12 protein-coding genes are annotated in these 13,959 nt (G+C 73.3%); 1 reads left to right on the top strand and 11 read right to left on the bottom strand.

From position 1 onward, the window contains the following. Window positions 1-53: 53 nt before the first annotated feature. The 3 genes from ABZ370_RS19915 to fmt form a co-directional block, all read right to left on the bottom strand. On the bottom strand, window positions 54-1,502 hold the full coding sequence (locus tag ABZ370_RS19915) for a transcription antitermination factor NusB (protein ID WP_358622393.1): 1,449 nt from the start codon (window positions 1,500-1,502) through the stop codon (window positions 54-56). A 42-nt stretch (window positions 1,503-1,544) separates the two neighbouring features. Then, complete coding sequence (locus ABZ370_RS19920; RefSeq protein ID WP_358622396.1) at window positions 1,545-3,449, bottom strand: ABC transporter ATP-binding protein; 1,905 nt, start codon at window positions 3,447-3,449, stop codon at window positions 1,545-1,547. A 142-nt stretch (window positions 3,450-3,591) separates the two neighbouring features. Beyond that, window positions 3,592-4,524, bottom strand: a complete 933-nt coding sequence (gene fmt, locus ABZ370_RS19925) for a methionyl-tRNA formyltransferase (protein ID WP_358622398.1) — start codon at window positions 4,522-4,524, stop codon at window positions 3,592-3,594. Between the two features lie 237 nt (window positions 4,525-4,761). Between fmt and ABZ370_RS19930 the strand changes: the two genes are divergently transcribed. Then, complete coding sequence (locus ABZ370_RS19930) at window positions 4,762-5,283, top strand: hypothetical protein (RefSeq protein ID WP_358622400.1); 522 nt, start codon at window positions 4,762-4,764, stop codon at window positions 5,281-5,283. Window positions 5,284-5,286: 3 nt separating this feature from the next. Here ABZ370_RS19930 and ABZ370_RS19935 read toward each other — a convergent pair whose 3' ends face one another. From ABZ370_RS19935 to ABZ370_RS19970, 8 genes are all read right to left on the bottom strand, one after another. After that, the gene (locus ABZ370_RS19935; RefSeq protein ID WP_358622403.1) at window positions 5,287-7,437 is read right to left on the bottom strand and encodes a primosomal protein N'; all 2,151 of its coding nucleotides are present in this window, start codon (window positions 7,435-7,437) and stop codon (window positions 5,287-5,289) included. Window positions 7,438-7,530: 93 nt separating this feature from the next. Beyond that, window positions 7,531-8,739: a methionine adenosyltransferase gene (metK, locus tag ABZ370_RS19940; RefSeq protein WP_358622405.1), complete on the bottom strand. Its 1,209-nt coding sequence runs from the start codon at window positions 8,737-8,739 to the stop codon at window positions 7,531-7,533. A gap of 330 nt (window positions 8,740-9,069) precedes the next feature. Continuing rightward, on the bottom strand, window positions 9,070-10,287 hold the full coding sequence (coaBC, locus tag ABZ370_RS19945) for a bifunctional phosphopantothenoylcysteine decarboxylase/phosphopantothenate--cysteine ligase CoaBC (protein WP_358622407.1): 1,218 nt from the start codon (window positions 10,285-10,287) through the stop codon (window positions 9,070-9,072). 97 nt (window positions 10,288-10,384) lie between these two features. Then, entirely contained in the window at window positions 10,385-10,657 is a 273-nt protein-coding gene (rpoZ, locus tag ABZ370_RS19950; RefSeq protein ID WP_009713616.1) for a DNA-directed RNA polymerase subunit omega, read from the bottom strand. Between the two features lie 46 nt (window positions 10,658-10,703). Further along, window positions 10,704-11,270, bottom strand: a complete 567-nt coding sequence (gene gmk, locus ABZ370_RS19955; protein WP_358622412.1) for a guanylate kinase — start codon at window positions 11,268-11,270, stop codon at window positions 10,704-10,706. Between the two features lie 39 nt (window positions 11,271-11,309). Continuing rightward, window positions 11,310-11,633, bottom strand: a complete 324-nt coding sequence (locus ABZ370_RS19960) for an integration host factor (RefSeq protein ID WP_009713618.1) — start codon at window positions 11,631-11,633, stop codon at window positions 11,310-11,312. Window positions 11,634-11,837: 204 nt separating this feature from the next. Next, on the bottom strand, window positions 11,838-12,704 hold the full coding sequence (gene pyrF / locus ABZ370_RS19965; RefSeq protein WP_358622416.1) for an orotidine-5'-phosphate decarboxylase: 867 nt from the start codon (window positions 12,702-12,704) through the stop codon (window positions 11,838-11,840). 96 nt (window positions 12,705-12,800) lie between these two features. Continuing rightward, window positions 12,801-13,901 carry a quinone-dependent dihydroorotate dehydrogenase gene (locus ABZ370_RS19970; RefSeq protein WP_358622418.1) on the bottom strand — a complete coding sequence of 367 codons (1,101 nt, stop codon included), beginning with the start codon at window positions 13,899-13,901 and terminating at the stop codon, window positions 12,801-12,803. Window positions 13,902-13,959: the final 58 nt, after the last annotated feature.

Below are 13,959 nucleotides of genomic sequence, written 5' to 3' on the forward strand. Positions count from 1 at the left end.
CTCGACATCAAGATATCCCGTGACGGGCTCCCGTTCGAACGCCCCCCGCCCCTTCAGCCCGTGCGGCGCAGCAGGGCCAGGTACATGGCGTCGGTGCCGTGCAGATGCGGCCACAGCTGGACGTCGGGGCCCTCGCCCAGGGCGGGGACGCCGGGCATCAGGGGGCGGGCGTCGATCCACTCCGCCGTCGCGCCCTGGCCCTTGCGGGCCTCCCCGAGCACGTCCTCGACCACGGCGCGGGTCTCGGCGGGGTGCGGGGAGCAGGTCGCGTAGCCGACGATGCCGCCGACGCGTACCGCGGCCAGCGCCTCGCGCAGCAGGCCGCGCTGGAGCGGGGCGAACCCGGCCAGGTCCTCGGGGCGGCGGCGCCAGCGCGCCTCGGGGCGGCGGCGCAGCGCGCCGAGGCCGGTGCACGGCACATCGACCAGCACCCGGTCGAAGCTCTCCGGCCGCCAGGGCGGGCGGGTCCCGTCGGTGGCGATGACCTGGTACGGGCCGGGGTTACCGGCGAGCGCCCGCTCCACCAGCCGGGCCCGGTGCGGCTGCTTCTCGGCGGCCAGCAGGGCCGCGCCGCGCCCCGCGGCGAGCGCGGCGAGCAGCGCGGCCTTGCCGCCGGGGCCCGCGCAGCCGTCCAGCCAGCGCTGGTCGGGGCCGTCCAGCGGGGCGTTCGCGAGGGCGAGGGCGACGAGCTGGCTGCCCTCGTCCTGCACCCCGGCGCGTCCGTCGCGGACCGCGTCCAGCGCGCCGGGTTCGCCGCCCTCGGTGAGCCGCACGGCGTACGGGGACCAGCGGCCCGGCAGCGCGGAGTCCGCGCCGACGGCGGCGACCAGTTCGTCGGGGTCGGCCCGGCCGGGGCGGGCGACGAGGGTGACCTCGGGCCGTTCGTTGTCGGCCTCCAGCAGGTCCTCGATCCCGGCCCGGCCGCCGCCGAGCGCGTCCCACAGCGCCGAGACGACCCAGCGCGGATGGGCGTGGACGACGCCGAGGTGGTCCTCGGGGTCCTCGTCGTACGGCGGGGCGACCCGTTCCAGCCAGGTGTCGAGGTCCGCGGCGGCGATCTTGCGCAGCACCGCGTTGACGAACTTGGCGCGCCCGTCGCCGAGTACCACCCGGGCCAGTTCGACGCTCGCGGAGACGGCGGCGTGGGTGGGGATGCGGGTGCCCAGCAGCTGGTGGGCGCCCAGGCTCAGCACGTCGAGGACGGGCGGGTCCACCTCGCGCAGCGGGCGGTCCACGCATTCGGCGATGATCGCGTCATAGGTGCCCTGGCGGCGCAGGGTGCCGTAGACCAGCTCGGTGGTGAGTGCCGCGTCCCGGGCGTCGAAGCCGTCGCCCTCCCGCGCCTTGCGGAGCAGGGGCGGGAGGACGAGGTTGGCGTACGCGTCCCGTTCGTCGACGGCCCGCAGCGCCTCGAAGGCGAGGGCCCGCACGGGGTCCTTCTTCGGTCGGCGGTAGGGCTTGCCGGGGCGGCTGCGACGGGGAGTGCCGGGCTGGGGGCTCACGGGAAATGTGCTCCGGAAGGTATGGGGTGATCACCCCCAAGCCTACGCGGGCCGGCTCAGCGCCTTCGCCGCCTCTCCCGCCGCGGGGCGCTGTTCGAACTGGGTGCGGTACAGCTCCGCGTAGCGCCCCTCGGCGACGAGCAGCGCGTCGTGGGTGCCGCGCTCGACGATCCGGCCGTCCTCCACGACGAGGATGAGGTCCGCCGCCCGCACCGTGGACAGCCGGTGGGCGATCACCAGCGCGGTCCGTCCGTCGAGCGCCTCGGCGAGCGCCTCCTGCACGGCGGCCTCGGAGGTGGAGTCCAGATGGGCGGTGGCCTCGTCGAGGATCACCACCCGGGGGCGGGCCAGCAGCACCCGGGCGATGGTCAGCCGCTGGCGCTCACCGCCGGAGAGGCGGTAGCCGCGTTCGCCGACGACCGTGTCGAGACCGTCCGCGAGCGAGGCGATCAGCCCCTCCAGCCGGGCCCGGCGCAGCACCTCCCACAGCTCGTCCTCGGTCGCCCCGGGACGGGCCAGCAGCAGGTTGGCGCGGATGCTGTCATGGAAGAGGTGGCCGTCCTGGGTGACCATGCCGAGGGTTTCGCGCAGCGAGGCGGCGGTCAGGTCGCGGACGTCCACGCCGGACATCCGGACGGCGCCCGCGTCGGTGTCGTAGAGGCGCGGCAACAGCTGCGCGATGGTCGACTTGCCCGCGCCGGACGATCCCACCAGCGCGACCATCTGGCCGGGTTCGGCGCGGAAGGACACCTCGTGCAGCACCTGGACGCCGCCACGGGTGTCCAGCTGGGCGACCTCCTCCAGCGAGGCCAGCGACACCTTGTCGGCGGACGGATAGCCGAAGTCGACGTGGTCGAACTCCACCGCCACCGGCCCGTCCGGGACCTGCCGGGCGTCCGGCTTCTCGGTGATCAGCGGCTTCAGGTCGAGCACCTCGAAGACCCGCTCGAAGCTGACGAGGGCGCTCATCACCTCCACCCGCGCCCCGGCCAGCGCGGTCAGCGGCGCGTACAGCCGGGTGAGCAGCAGCGCGAGGGAGACGACGGCGCCGGGGTCGAGGCTGCCGCGCAGCGCGTAGTAGCCGCCGAGGCCGTAGACGAGGGCGAGGGCCAGGGCGGAGACGAGGGTCAGCGCGGTGACGAACGAGACCTGGACCATCGCCGTACGCACCCCGATGTCCCGCACCCGGCGGGCCCGCGCGGCGAATTCGGCGGACTCCTCGGCCGGGCGGCCGAAGAGCTTGACCAGCGTGGCGCCGGGCGCGGAGAACCGCTCGGTCATCTGGGTGCCCATCGCCGCGTTGTGGGCCGCCGCCTCGCGCCGCAGCGTGGCGAGCCGCCTGCCGACCCGGCGGGCGGGCAGCAGGAACACCGGCAGGATCAGCAGCGCGAGCAGCGTGATCTGCCAGGAGATGCCGACCATCACGACGAAGGTGAGCAGCAGCGTCACCGCGTTGCTGACCACTCCGGAGAGGGTGTCGCTGAACGCCCGCTGCGCGCCGATCACATCGTTGTTGAGACGGCTGACCAGCGCACCGGTGCGGGTGCGGGTGAAGAAGGCGACCGGCATCCGCTGGACGTGGTCGAAGACGGCGGTGCGCAGATCGAGGATCAGCCCCTCGCCGATGTTCGCGGACAGCCGCCGGGTCAGCAGCCCGACGCCCGCCTCGGCCACCGCGATGGCGGCGATCAGCCCGGCCAGCCCGAGGACCGTGGACTCGTGTGCGTGGCGGTCGATCGCGTTCACCACCCGGCCCGCGAGCAGCGGCGTGGCCACCGCCGTCACCGCCACCACCGTGCTCAGCAGGAGGAACAGCAGCACCGGACGGCGGTGGGGGCGGGCGAAGGCGCCGATGCGGCGCAGGGTCGCGCGGGAAAAGGGCCGCCGGTCGTCGCTGGCGTTCGCGGCCTGGTACAGGGAATGCCACGCGGTGACTTCCATGCTCATCGCGCACCTCCGAAGGGTTTCGGGGTGCCGCCACGGAAGTTACGCCGGTGGGTCCGGACCGGCGGCACGACCAGAACCGTAGGACTTCAACCAAGGTTCAGGTCAATGGCAGGGCCGCGCTGCGCCGACGAGGCCGCCCCTCTCAGCCGTCGAGGCGCTCGCCCTCGGCGATCCGTACGCCACGGGCCCAGTCGGCCGCGCGCATCGGCTTCTTGCCCTGCGGCCGGACCCAGGTCAGCTCCACGGCGTGGCTGCCCGTGCCCGCGTACACCGCCTTCTTGGTCGCGGCCAGCGCACCGGGGGCCAGATCCGTACGGTCCGCCACCGGCGCCGCCGAGACCACCTTCAGCCGCTCCCCGCGGAACGTCGTCCACGCGCCCGGCGCCGGGGCGCACCCGCGCACCAGCCGGTCGACCCGCAGCGCGGGCGCCGACCAGTCGATCTCCGCGTCCTCGACGTTGATCTTCGGGGCGAGCGAGACGCCCTCGGCGGACTGCGGCACCGCCCGCAGCGAACCGTCCTCGATGCCGTCCATCGTCGCCGCGAGCAGCCCGGACCCGGCCATGGCCAGCCGGGTCAGCAGATCGCCGCTGGTGTCGGTGGTCCGCACGTCCTCGGTCACCACCCCGTACACCGGCCCGGAGTCCAGCCCCTCCTCGATCTGGAACGTCGACGCCCCGGTCACCTCGTCGCCCGCGAGCACCGCGTGCTGCACCGGCGCCGCACCGCGCCACGCGGGCAGCAGCGAGAAGTGCAGATTGACCCAGCCGTGCGCCGGGATCTCCAGCGCCGCCTTGGGCAGCAGCGCGCCGTAGGCCACCACCGGGCAGCAGTCCGGGGCGATCTCGGTGAGCCGGGCGAGGAAGTCCGCGTCCCGCGGCTTGGCCGGTTTCAGCACCTCGATGCCCGCCTCCTCGGCCCGCTCCGCGACCGGGCTGGCCACCAGCCGCCGGCCGCGCCCGGCGGGGGCGTCGGGACGGGTCACGACGGCCACCACCTCATGCCGCTCGGACGCGATCAGCGCGTCCAGCGCGGGCAGGGCGACCTCGGGAGTACCGGCGAAGACGAGCCTCATGGGTGGCGAACGACCTCTCATACAGGGCGGAGAACGGCGAGGAACGGCAAAAACGCGACCTCAGTCTATGGGCCGTACGCCCCGGGGGGCGTACGGACCGACTCCCGCACGCCCCGGACCGTGACCGACTGGCGGGTGTCGCGTTGGTCAAGAGAGATTGACCAACGCCGGGCCGCGACCCGCGGCCGGGCACCCTTCCCGCCCACCCCCTTCACCGCCGGTTCGAGAGGCTTGTTCATGGCCGACCACGCAACTCACGACGCCCAGGCACGGGCCAGCCTGCACCTCCTGGTCCGGGACATCGAGCGGGTCCGCCGACAGGTGGACGCCCTGCGCACCCTCACCGCCCAGCTGGGCAACGTCTACCGGCCGCGGCGCACCGGACCGGCCGCGGGCTTCGTCGTCTACGGCCGCGCCCCCGCCCCCACCGTGCGGCTCGCCCAGGAGCTGCGGGACAGCGTCGAAACCCTGGTCACCGCCGCGGTCGACTTCGACCGCTCGCTCGGCTTCTCCTGGGACGCGGTGGGCTCCGCGCTCGGCGTCACCAAGCAGGCGGTGCACCGCCGTTACGGCTCCCGCCGCGCGTCCGCGGCGAACCCCGCGGAGGGCGGCGAGCCCGACACGGCGGCGCACAGCCCCGAGCCCGCCGCCGTGCCGCCGCTCCCGTCCGTACCGGCCGCCCGCTCCGTCCCCCCGCAGCCCGCCCCGGCCCTCCCCGAACCCCGCCCGGGCGTCTTCCCCAGCCCCCGAAACGGCTGAAGCTCAGCCGATGTCCAGCGGGTCCACCCGGACCGTCGGGTCCTTGTCGCCGCGGGCCAGCCGGAGCGCCTTGGCCTCCTTGACGGCCGCGGCCAGCGCGCGGCCCTGGCCCGGGGGCACCCGCAGCAGGGCGCGCTCCCACTGCGCTCCGGGCGGCGGGTCGCCGGGGCGGCGCGGGCGGCCCGGCGGGGTGGGGGGCAGCGGGACCGGGCCCAGGGTCTCGGTCCCCTCCGGCAGCGCGGCCGAGCCGATCAGTTCGGCCACCGCCTCCGCGGGACCGGCCACCGCGGCCATCCGGGAGACCGGCGGGAAGCCCAGCTGGGACCGCTCGGCGAGTTCGCGCGCCGCGTAACCGGCGGGGTCCCAGCGGACCAGCGCCTGGACGGGCCGCTGCGTCGGTTCGGCGGTCACCACGACGAGGCCGCCGTCCTCGTGCCCCCGCACCAGCGCGGCCGCCTCCAGCCAGCGGCGCAGCGCGTCCTCGCCCGCGCGCAGGTCGGGACGGCCGAGCAGGGCCCAGCCGTCGAGCAGCAGGGCGGCCGCGTAGCCGCCCTCGGCGACCGGTTCGGCGCCGGGAGTGGAGACGACGAGCGACGGACGGTCCGGCACGGTGTCCAGAATGTGGTCCCGGCCCGAGGTGCGGACCGGGACGGCGGGGAAGGCGCGGCCCAGCTCCTCCGCGGTGCGCCGGGCGCCGATGACGCTCGCCCGCAGCCGGAAGCCCCCGCACTCGGCGCAGTGCCAGGCGGTCTCGGCCCGCCCGCACCAGCCGCAGGCCAGCCGGTCCGCCTCGCGGGCCTCCAGGGGGCCCGCGCAGTGCCGGCAGCGGGCGGGCTCACGGCAGCGCTCGCAGGCCAGCCGGGGTACGTAGCCCCGGCGCGGCACCTGCACCAGCACCGGGCCGCGGGTCAGCGCCTGCCGCACGGTCTGCCAGGCGAGCGTGGGCAGCCGGGCCGCACGGGCCTCGGTGTCCCGGGCCACCTCGTCCTCACCGACGGTACGGATCAGCGGGGCCGCCGCGCGGACCTGCTCGCGGTCGGCCTCCAGGGGCCGGGCCCAGCCGTTCTCCACCAGCTGGGCGGCTTCCACGGTGCGCCCGAGGTCGCCCAGCAGGAAGCCCGTCTGCTCGTGGACGGCGCGCAGCAGCAGGACGTCGCGGGCATGCGGCTGCGGGGCGTGGTCGTCGCTGTGGCTCTGGTCGCCGTCGTCCCAGATCCCCACCAGGCCGAGGTCACGGACCGGCGCGAACATGGCCGCCCGGGTGCCGACGACGGCCCGCACCGACCCGCGGCTGACCGCCAGCCACCGCCGGTAGCGCTCCTCGGGGCCGAGGTCCGCGGTGAGCAGCACATGCCGCCCCGGGCCGCCGAGCGCCCGGGTGAGCGCCGTGTCGACCCGGGCGGCGGTGCGTCCGTCCGGTACGACGACGAGCGCGCCGCGCCCGGAGGCGAGGGTGGCGGCGACCGCGGCGGCCCACTCGTCCGGCCAGTGCGGTCCGGGCAGCGCGGTCCACACGGCCCGGGGCGTGCCGCCGCCCGCGAGCGCGTCCAGGAACCCGGGCCCGGCCGGATAGCGCTGCCAGCTGCCGGGCGCGGGCGGTGCGGGCGGGGGCAGCGGTGGCGGGGACGTCTCGGACTCGGCGCGGACGTTGCGCTTGGGCATGGCCAGCTGGAGGACGTCGGCCAGCGATCCGGCGTACCGGTCGGCGACGGCCCGGCACAGCGCGAGCAGCCCCGGCCCGAGCACCACCTCGGACGAGACGACCTGGGCGATGGCGGCCAGGGGCCCGCGGTAGTCGGACTCGGCGACCCGCTCGACGATGTACCCGTCGAGCAGCCCGCCGCCCTCGCGCCGCCCCTCGCGCACCTTGCCGGTCCCGGCCCCGAACCGCACCCGCACCCGCACCCCGGGCCGCGCCTCGGCGTCCATCTCGGCCGGGACCGCGTAGTCCCACAGCTTGTCGAGGTGGACCGGGCCCTTGTCCACCAGCACCTTGGCCACCGGCCACTCCTTGGCCAGCGCCGCTCCCCGCCAGGTCCGCGGCTTGGCCTTCGGCACCTTGGCCTTGCGCACGCTGTCCCGGATGAGCGCGAGCTGCTCACCCGCTTGCGGCTCCTCCGCCGGGGTTTCGCGCCGCTCGTCGTCCCTGCTCACAGATCAAGTCTTAGCAGAGGGCTCGGACATACGAGGGCCCGGACGCCGCAGGGGCGTCCGGGCCTTCGCTTCAAGCCGTACCGGCCGGGGTCCTTACAGACCGGCCGCCGCGCGCAGGGCGTCGACGCGGTCGGTCCGCTCCCAGGTGAAGTCGGACTCCTCACGGCCGAAGTGGCCGTAAGCCGCCGTCTGGGCGTAGATCGGGCGGAGCAGGTCGAGGTCGCGGATGATCGCGGCCGGGCGGAGGTCGAAGACCTCCGAGATGGCCTTCTCGATCTTCTCGGCGTCGACCGTGGCGGTGCCGAAGGTCTCGACGAAGAGACCGACCGGCTCGGCCTTGCCGATGGCGTAGGCGACCTGGACCTCGCAGCGCTGGGCGAGGCCCGCGGCGACGACGTTCTTGGCGACCCAGCGCATCGCGTACGCGGCGGAGCGGTCGACCTTGGACGGGTCCTTGCCGGAGAAGGCGCCGCCACCGTGGCGGGACATGCCGCCGTAGGTGTCGATGATGATCTTGCGGCCGGTGAGACCGGCGTCACCCATCGGGCCGCCGACCTCGAAGCGGCCGGTCGGGTTGACCAGCAGCCGGTAGCCCTCGGTCTCCAGCTTGATGCCGTCCTCGACCAGCTCGTTCAGGACGTGCTCGACCACGAACTCCTTGATGTCGGGAGCGAGCAGCGAGTCCAGGTCGATGTCGGAGGCGTGCTGCGAGGAGACGACGACGGTGTCCAGGCGGACCGCCTTGTGGCCGTCGTACTCGATGGTGACCTGCGTCTTGCCGTCCGGGCGCAGGTAGGGGATGGTCCCGTTCTTCCGGACCTCGGAGAGCCGGCGGGAGAGCCGGTGCGCCAGGTTGATCGGCAGCGGCATCAGCTCGGGCGTCTCGTCGCACGCGTAGCCGAACATCAGGCCCTGGTCGCCCGCGCCCTGCTTGTCCAGCTCGTCCTCGTCGCCCTCGACCCGCAGCTCGTAGGCGGAGTCGACGCCCTGGGCGATGTCGGGGGACTGCGAGCCGATGGACACCGAGACGCCGCAGGAGGCGCCGTCGAAGCCCTTCTTCGACGAGTCGTAGCCGATCTCGAGGACCTTGTTGCGGACGAGCGACGCGATATCGGCGTACGCCTTGGTGGTCACCTCACCGGCGACGTGGACCAGGCCGGTGGTGATCAGGGTCTCGACGGCGACCCGGGAGGTCGGGTCCTCCTTGAGGAGCGCGTCGAGGATGGAGTCGCTGATCTGGTCAGCGATCTTGTCGGGGTGACCCTCGGTCACAGATTCCGAGGTGAACAGGCGGCGGGACACATCGCTCCCTGGGGTTGCAGCGGCTGCTGGCTGATCATGGGCGGGACCGCCCGGGGGCTGCGCCCGACGCGGTTCCTCGGCCAGTTTATCCGGCGTATCCGCCGGTTGAGCATCCCCGTCTCACTGGACGGGCAGGCCTGACCTGGAACATACCTCGCATCGAGCCGAAATACAGCAAGGCCTCCATGACAGATAACCGTCATGGCCCGAACGGGCGCTCCCGCACTGGATCAACCCACGGTGGCGGCAATGCCTACCCACAAACGGCCGAAGGTCACGCGAATGTCTTGTGAAGATCGGGCGGAGGCCGGTACGGAAGCGGTGAGGGGCTCAGCCGAAGCGGGCCGCCACCAGGTCCCAGACCGTGTCGGCCAGGACCTCCTTCGGGCCGTACGGAACGGGCGTCTCGGCGCCGTCCGCCGCGAGCACGACCGCCTCGTTCTCCTCCGAGCCGAAGGTCTTGTGCTCGCCCACCTCGTTCACCACGAGCAGATCGCAGCCCTTGCGGGCGAGCTTCGCCCGGCCGTTGACGAGGACGTCATCGGTTTCGGCGGCGAAACCGACGACGACCTGCCCGGGGCGGGCGCGCTCGGCGGAGATTTCCGCCAGAACATCCGGGTTACGCACCAGAGCGACCGGTTCGGGCTCCTGGCCGTCCCGCTTCTTGATCTTTCCGGGGGCGTAGCGGGCGGGCCGGAAGTCGGCGACCGCCGCGGCCATGACCACGGCGTCGGCGTCCGCGGCGGCCTTCAGGACCGCCTCCCGCAGCTGGACCGCGGTCCCCACCCGCACCACATCGGCACCGGCCGGGGCGGGCAGCTCGCTGTTGGCCGAGACAAGAGTCACTCTGGCGCCCCGGGCCACGGCGGCGCGGGCCAGCGCGTACCCCTGCTTGCCGGTGGAACGGTTGCCCAGGTAGCGCACCGGGTCCAGCGGCTCACGGGTGCCTCCGGCGCTGATCACCACATGGCGTCCGGCCAGATCGGGGCGGGCCGCCTCGGGCCCGCGGGTGAGCACCCGGCGGCAGACCTCGAAGATCTCCTGCGGGTCCGGCAGCCGCCCCTTGCCGGTGTCCACCCCGGTCAGCCGCCCGACGGCGGGCTCGACGACCACGGCGCCGCGGCGGCGCAGGGTCGCCACGTTCTCCTGGGTCGCGGGGTGCTCCCACATCTCGGTGTGCATGGCCGGTGCGAAGACGACCGGACACCGCGCGGTGAGCAGCGTATTGGTGAGCAGGTCGTCCGCGAGGCCGTGGGCGGCCTTGGCGAGCAGATCGGCGGCGGCGGGGGCGACCACGACCAGGTCGGCGGACTGGCCGATGCGCACATGCGGCACCTCGTGGACGGACTCCCACACCTCGGTGCCCGCCGGATGCCCGGAGAGCGCCGACCAGGTGGCCTCGCCGACGAAGTGCAGCGCCGAAGCGGTCGGCACGACGCGTACGTCATGCCCGGACTCCGTCAGCCGCCGCAGCAGCTCGCACACCTTGTAGGCGGCGATCCCGCCGCTGACCCCCAGTACGACCCGGGGCTTGTCCGCCTTGGCCATCGCTCGCCTCTTCCCCGCCGTTCACGCATGGACGTACCCATGACACACCACGAGCCCGGCAGCGAGGCCGCCGGGCCGGTGATGAGCGTTTCGGACCTTACTGAGCCGGACCCTCGATGGCCTCGGAGGTCAGCAGACCCGCGTTGATCTCGCGGAGCGCGATCGACAGCGGCTTCTCGTGGACGTGGGTGTCCACCAGGGGGCCGACGTACTCGAGCAGACCCTCACCGAGCTGCGAGTAGTACGCGTTGATCTGACGCGCGCGCTTGGCCGCGTAGATCACGAGGCTGTACTTCGAGTCGGTCGCCTCGAGCAGCTCATCAATCGGAGGGTTGATGATGCCCTCGGGCGCGGTCATGGGAGAGGACACTCTCTAGCCTTCCTTATTACGCCTCATGGCAAGAATGAATTGAAGATCAAGCCACTCGCATCAAGGCTAGCAGCTCGGTCGCCACGTCCTCGACGGAGGTATTGACCAGGGTGGTATCGAACTCGGATTCGGCGGCCAGCTCGACGCGGGCCGCCTCCAGCCTCCGCTCGATGACCTCGGGCGCCTCGGTCCCCCGGCCGGTGAGCCGGCGGACCAGCTCCTCCCAGCTGGGCGGCGCGAGGAAGACCAGCTGGGCCTCCGGCATGGACTCGCGGATCTGCCGCGCGCCCTGCAGGTCGATCTCCAGCAGCACGGGCTCGCCCGCTTCGAGCCGGTCGATGACCGCCTCACGGGGAGTCCCGTAGCGGTTACCGGCGAACTCGGCCCACTCCAGCAGCTCACCGTTGGCGATGAGCTTGTCGAACTCACCGTCGTCCACGAAGAAGTACTGAACACCGTGCCGCTCACCGGGGCGGGGCTTACGAGTCGTGGCGGAGACCGAGAGCCAGACCTCGGGGTGTGCCTTGCGCATATGCGCGACGACCGTGCTCTTGCCGACCCCTGAGGGGCCGGAGAGCACGGTCAGCCGCGGACGTACTGGATGTGCTGCCATGCAGCAGATTATCCAGGTTCCCGGCGCTGCCGGAAAACGTCAGCCGGCGGCGCCGCCGAACTCACGCTCGAGGGATGCGATCTGGTTGGAGCCGAGCCCGCGCACACGACGGCTTTCGGAGATGCCGAGCCGCTCCATGATCTGCTTGGCGCGGACCTTGCCGACGCCCGGCAGGGACTCCAGGAGGGCGGAGACCTTCATCTTGCCGATGACATCGTTCTCCTGGCCCTGCTTGATGACCTCATGCAGAGACGCGCCGGAGTGCTTGAGTCGATTCTTGACCTCGGCGCGCTCCCGGCGAGCCGCGGCGGCCTTTTCGAGCGCGGCTGCGCGCTGTTCAGGGGTAAGGGGCGGAAGAGCCACGCCTACGTCACCTCGGATGTCGAACTGTCGGATAGGGACCGGTGAGGAACCTAGTCGGCCCTCACCTGCGGAGCAACGCGCAACGCAACAGCGCGTTCGCTCTCGTCGGAGACTAGCGGCCGATCCCGCTCCAGTCAGCGAGAACAGACGAAAAGTCCTGGTCAGACTCGCTCGACTGGGACATTTAGGGACAAAATAGCTCGGTTATTCAGCCACGGCACGCACGTCATCAGCCATTCGGGCCGCCGCCTCGACCAGTGCCGCGGCGTCCGGACCGTGCTTGAGGACCCCCCGGCTGACGCTCGGAACGACATTGCGGACCGCCGCACCGAAGACCGCCGGAAGGTCCGCGGGGGTCGCGCCCTGGGCCCCGATGCCGGGCGCCAGCAGCGGCCCGTCGATGGCCAGCTCCGCGCCGATCCGCGCCGCGGTGCCGCCGAGGGTCGCCCCGACGACCGCGCCGTACGACCCGAGGGCACCCTTTTCGGCCTCCTCGGCGTTCTCCGCCTTGAGGTGGGCGAGGACGGACGCGGCGACGGTCGTCCCGTCGGGCCCCGCCGCGTGCTGCACCTCGGCGCCCTCCGGGTTGGACGTCAGCGCCAGCACGAAGACCCCCGCGCCGCCCGCCCGCGCGGCGTCCAGCGCGGGGCGCAGCGAGCCGAAGCCGAGGTAGGGGCTGACGGTGACCGCGTCCGAGAACAGCGGGCTGGTGGGGTCGAGGTAGGCGGCGGCGTACGCGGCCATCGTGGACCCGATGTCGCCGCGCTTGGCGTCCATCAGCACCAGCGCCCCGGCGTCCCGGGCGTCCGCCACGGCCCGCTCCAGCACGGCGATGCCGCGCGAGCCGAAGCGCTCGAAGAAGGCCGACTGCGGCTTGAGCACGGCGACGCGCCCGGCGAGCGCGTCCACGACGGTCCGCGTGAACCGCTCGAGCCCCGCCACGTTGTCCCCGAGCCCCCAGTCGGCGAGCAGGGAGGCATGCGGATCGATACCGACACAGAGCGGACCACGCTCGTCCATGGCCCGGCGCAGCCGCGCACCGAAGGGGACGGGGTCGGGGGTCGTCGTCATGGGTTTCTCCTCGATGAATTCCAGCCCCTCCGGCGTTTGAGGAGCGGGGTCCGGGGCGGAGCCCCAGCGGGGGTGTGGGGGCGGAGCCCCCACCCACTAGGCCGCGGCGTCGGCCCCCACCGCGTCGGCCAGGGTCTCGTACGGGGAAGCGGCAAGCCGGGCGGCCAGCCCACCGTGGATCTCGCGGGCCCAGCACGGCCCGCGGTAGATGAACGCGCTGTAGCCCTGCACCAGCGTCGCCCCCGCGAGAATCCGCTCCCACGCGTCGTCGGCCGTCTCGACCCCGCCCACACCCACGAGCGTCAACCGGTCCCCCACACGGGCGTACAGACGGCGCAGCACCGCCAGCGAGCGGGCCTTGAGCGGGGCGCCGGACAGCCCGCCGGTCTCGGCGGTGAGGGACGCGGGGGACGTCAGGCCCAGCCCGTCCCGCGCGATGGTCGTGTTCGTGGCGATGATGCCGTCCAGGCCCAGCTCGACGGCGAGGTCGGCGACCGCGTCCACGTCCGCGTCCGCCAAATCTGGCGCGATCTTTACCAGCAGCGGCACCCGGCGCCCGGTCACGGTCCGGTCGGCGGCCTCGCGGACCGCGGTCAGCAGCGGCCGCAGCTGGTCGACGGCCTGAAGGTTCCGCAGTCCGGGGGTGTTGGGCGAGGAGACGTTGACGACGAGGTAATCCGCGTGGGCGGCCAGTCGCTCGGTCGAGGTCACGTAGTCGGCGACCGCTTCCGCCTCCGGGACGACCTTGGTCTTGCCGATGTTGACGCCGACCGTCGTACGGAAGGCGGCGCGGCGGCCCGCGAGACGGTCGGCGACGGCGGCCGAGCCCTCGTTGTTGAAGCCCATGCGGTTGATCAGCGCACGGTCGGAGACCAGCCGGAAGAGCCGCTTCCTGGGGTTGCCGGGCTGCGGCTGACCGGTGACGGTGCCGATCTCGACGTGGTCGAAGCCGAGCATGGCCATGCCGTCGATCCCGGCGGCGTTCTTGTCGAACCCGGCGGCGAGCCCGAACGGCCCGTGCATCCGCAGGCCCAGCGCCTCGGTGCGCAGCGCCTTGTCGCGGGGGGCGAGGAGGGCGGCGACGAAGGTGCGCAGGACGGGGATGCGGGCGGCCAGCCGAATCCAGCCGAAGGCCAGGTGGTGGGCGCTCTCCGGGTCCATGCGCCGGAAGATCAGGTTGAAGAGCAGCGAGTACATGGGGAACTTTCTGCGCGCGAGGGGATCACGAGGGGGTGGGGGGGCTCATGAAGAGGGG

The organism is Streptomyces sp. NPDC005962 (assembly GCF_040629205.1).
In the GTDB taxonomy this organism is placed as follows: domain Bacteria; phylum Actinomycetota; class Actinomycetes; order Streptomycetales; family Streptomycetaceae; genus Streptomyces.

Coding starts and splice junctions, on each gene's coding strand:
- ABZ370_RS19920 (WP_358622396.1), bottom strand. CDS start 3,449: ATGAGCATGGAAGTCACCGCGTGGCATTCCCTGTACCAGGCCGCGAAC.
- fmt (WP_358622398.1), bottom strand. CDS start 4,524: ATGAGGCTCGTCTTCGCCGGTACTCCCGAGGTCGCCCTGCCCGCGCTG.
- ABZ370_RS19930 (WP_358622400.1), top strand. CDS start 4,762: ATGGCCGACCACGCAACTCACGACGCCCAGGCACGGGCCAGCCTGCAC.
- coaBC (WP_358622407.1), bottom strand. CDS start 10,287: ATGGCCAAGGCGGACAAGCCCCGGGTCGTACTGGGGGTCAGCGGCGGG.
- gmk (WP_358622412.1), bottom strand. CDS start 11,270: ATGGCAGCACATCCAGTACGTCCGCGGCTGACCGTGCTCTCCGGCCCC.
- pyrF (WP_358622416.1), bottom strand. CDS start 12,704: ATGACGACGACCCCCGACCCCGTCCCCTTCGGTGCGCGGCTGCGCCGG.
- ABZ370_RS19970 (WP_358622418.1), bottom strand. CDS start 13,901: ATGTACTCGCTGCTCTTCAACCTGATCTTCCGGCGCATGGACCCGGAG.